At 59.5% G+C, this 3407-nt stretch carries 3 protein-coding genes and 1 pseudogene; all 4 read left to right on the top strand.

Annotation, left to right across the window (positions count from 1 at the left end; genetic code table 11):
* Nucleotides 1-775 (top strand): DUF3363 domain-containing protein (locus ACOTX4_RS25585; protein WP_421635502.1); only part of this gene is annotated, 775 nt, incomplete at its 5' end.
* Nucleotides 776-991: 216 nt separating this feature from the next.
* Nucleotides 992-2206: a chloramphenicol/florfenicol efflux MFS transporter FloR gene (gene floR, locus ACOTX4_RS25580; RefSeq protein ID WP_000214122.1), complete on the top strand. Its 1215-nt coding sequence runs from the start codon at nucleotides 992-994 to the stop codon at nucleotides 2204-2206.
* Between the two features lie 27 nt (nucleotides 2207-2233).
* Nucleotides 2234-2539 (top strand): LysR family transcriptional regulator, encoded by a 306-nt coding sequence (locus ACOTX4_RS25575; protein WP_001255015.1) that lies wholly within the window; start codon nucleotides 2234-2236, stop codon nucleotides 2537-2539.
* Nucleotides 2540-2650: 111 nt separating this feature from the next.
* A pseudogene (locus tag ACOTX4_RS25570) lies at nucleotides 2651-3407 on the top strand (IS91-like element ISCR2 family transposase); the annotation flags it as partial.

Raw genomic sequence — 3407 nt, 5'->3', positions numbered from 1 at the left:
CCGGATTGGGTTGCATCGCAGGGGTGTCGAAAGAGTCAACTGCGGTCCAAAGCTGTTGGACTTGGGTGAAAAGGGCGTTTATTCTTCCTATACGTGCCGCGTTCCAGGCGGCGACTATGAGGGCTATGTCGATGCCCATGTGCGCCGGCTGGAGGCGCTACGCCGGGCCGGTATCGTCGAGCGGAGCGACGCCGACCAATGGCGCATCCCCGATGATCTGGTCAGCCGTGCCGCCGCCCATGACGCCGGCCGAGACAGTCAGGCCAGCGTTCGCGTCCTTTCCCCGGTCGATCTGAACAAACAGATCGGATCGGACGGCGCGACCTGGCTGGACCGGCGGCTGATCCACGGCGAGACGGCCGACCTTGCGCCAACCGGCTTCGGGCAACAAGTCCGCGAAGCCATGGACCAGCGCCGCGAGCACCATATCGAACAGGGCGACGCCACCCGCAGCCGGGACAGCCGCGTCTTCTACCGGCGCAACCTTCTCGCCATCCTGCGGGAGCGCGAGGTAGCCGGCGTCGGATCGGATATGGCTTTGAGTAAGGGCCTGCCGTTCCGCGCCGCCACGGACGGCGAGAGCGTCAGCGGCAAGTTTACCGGAACCGTGCATCTATCGAGCGGCAAGTTCGCCGTGGTCGAGAAATCCCATGAGTTCACCCTTGTCCCGTGGCGGCCGATCATCGACCGCCAACTCGGCCGCGAGGTTATGGGCATCGTGCAGGGCGGGTCGGTGTCGTGGCAGTTAGGGCGGCAGAGGGGGCTGGAACGCTGAGTGCGCCCATGCCGCATTGCGAAGCAAAAGATAATCGGATAAAATGTAGCAATTCATATTCGTAAGCGTGGAGTAATCAGATGGGAAATTCCAAGTCAGCAGACAAGTAAGCCGCAACAACCAGTATTGTTGTTGCGGCGCTCTGTAAGGCTAGTCTCATCTGATTGCTGACGAGCAGACGTCGCCCGGTATTCCTTAATCGAGGGTTGATTCGTCATGACCACCACACGCCCCGCGTGGGCCTATACGCTGCCGGCAGCACTGCTGCTGATGGCTCCTTTCGACATCCTCGCTTCACTGGCGATGGATATTTATCTCCCTGTCGTTCCAGCGATGCCCGGCATCCTGAACACGACGCCCGCTATGATCCAACTCACGTTGAGCCTCTATATGGTGATGCTCGGCGTGGGCCAGGTGATTTTTGGTCCGCTCTCAGACAGAATCGGGCGACGGCCAATTCTACTTGCGGGCGCAACGGCTTTCGTCATTGCGTCTCTGGGAGCAGCTTGGTCTTCAACTGCACCGGCCTTTGTCGCTTTCCGTCTACTTCAAGCAGTGGGCGCGTCGGCCATGCTGGTGGCGACGTTCGCGACGGTTCGCGACGTTTATGCCAACCGTCCTGAGGGTGTCGTCATCTACGGCCTTTTCAGTTCGATGCTGGCGTTCGTGCCTGCGCTCGGCCCTATCGCCGGAGTATTGATCGGCGAGTTCTTGGGATGGCAGGCGATATTCATTACTTTGGCTATACTGGCGATGCTCGCACTCCTAAATGCGGGTTTCAGGTGGCACGAAACCCGCCCTCTGGATCAAGTCAAGACGCGCCGATCTGTCTTGCCGATCTTCGCGAGTCCGGCTTTTTGGGTTTACACTGTCGGCTTTAGCGCCGGTATGGGCACCTACTTCGTCTTCTTCTCGACGGCTCCCCGTGTGCTCATAGGCCAAGCGGAATATTCCGAGATCGGATTCAGCTTTGCCTTCGCCACTGTCGCGCTTGTAATGATCGTGACAACCCGTTTCGCGAAGTCCTTTGTCGCCAGATGGGGCATCGCAGGATGCGTGGCGCGTGGGATGGCGTTGCTTGTTTGCGGAGCGGTCCTGTTGGGGATCGGCGAACTTTACGGCTCGCCGTCATTCCTCACCTTCATCCTACCGATGTGGGTTGTCGCGGTCGGTATTGTCTTCACGGTGTCCGTTACCGCGAACGGCGCTTTGGCAGAGTTCGACGACATCGCGGGATCAGCGGTCGCGTTCTACTTCTGCGTTCAAAGCCTGATAGTCAGCATTGTCGGGACATTGGCGGTGGCACTTTTAAACGGTGACACAGCGTGGCCCGTGATCTGTTACGCCACGGCGATGGCGGTACTGGTTTCGTTGGGGCTGGTGCTCCTTCGGCTCCGTGGGGCTGCCACCGAGAAGTCGCCAGTCGTCTAACCGACGACTGGTAGCAGGCCCGCTCCGATGCGGCGCACTAACCATCGAAACCTCGTGAATGTCGGTATCCTGTCTGGCAGGATACCGCTCATTTCCCTTGTTCAGTTCATCGCCGTCGCCGAGCATCTGAATTTTCGGCATGCGGCCAAGGCACTTGGTATCAGCCAGTCGAGCGTCAGCGCGCGTGTGAAAGCGCTGGAGGATAACCTTGGTGTCCTGCTATTTGAGCGCCATGCGCGGGGCGTTCGGCTAACAGACGCAGGCAGGCACTTCATGGAGCGTGTCACGGCGGGTGTCGATCAACTCGATCACGCAGTGAAGACCGCGGAGTGACGGGCACTGGCTGGCAATGTCTAGCAACGGCAGGCATTTCGGCTGAGGGTAAAAGAACTTTCCGCTAAGCGATAGACTGTATGTAAACACAGTATTGCAAGGACGCGGAACATGCCTCATGTGGCGGCCAGGACGGCCAGCCGGGATCGGGATACTGGTCGTTACCAGAGCCACCGACCCGAGCAAACCCTTCTCTATCAGATCGTTGACGAGTATTACCCGGCATTCGCTGCGCTTATGGCAGAGCAGGGAAAGGAATTGCCGGGCTATGTGCAACGGGAATTTGAAGAATTTCTCCAATGCGGGCGGCTGGAGCATGGCTTTCTACGGGTTCGCTGCGAGTCTTGCCACGCCGAGCACCTGGTCGCTTTCAGCTGTAAGCGTCGCGGTTTCTGCCCGAGCTGTGGGGCGCGGCGGATGGCCGAAAGTGCCGCCTTGCTGGTTGATGAAGTACTGCCTGAACAACCCATGCGTCAGTGGGTGTTGAGCTTCCCGTTTCAGCTGCGTTTCCTGTTTGCCAGCCGGCCCGAGATCATGGGGTGGGTGCTGGGCATCGTTTACCGCGTCATTGCCACGCACCTGGTCAAGAAAGCGGGCCATACCCACCAAGTGGCCAAGACGGGCGCGGTCACCCTGATCCAGCGTTTTGGATCGGCGCTCAATCTGAATGTTCACTTCCACATGCTGTTTCTCGACGGTGTGTATGTCGAGCAATCCCACGGCTCAGCGCGTTTCCGCTGGGTCAAGGCGCCGACCAGCCCAGAGCTCACCCAGCTGACGCACACCATCGCCCACCGGGTGGGTCGCTATCTGGAACGGCAAGGCCTGCTGGAACGGGATGTCGAAAACAGCTATCTGGCCTCGGATG

Source organism: Enterobacter cloacae complex sp. IR5459, assembly GCF_049238005.1.
In the GTDB taxonomy this organism is placed as follows: domain Bacteria; phylum Pseudomonadota; class Gammaproteobacteria; order Enterobacterales; family Enterobacteriaceae; genus Enterobacter; species Enterobacter hormaechei_C.
This window is presented reverse-complemented; position numbering and strand designations above follow the sequence as displayed.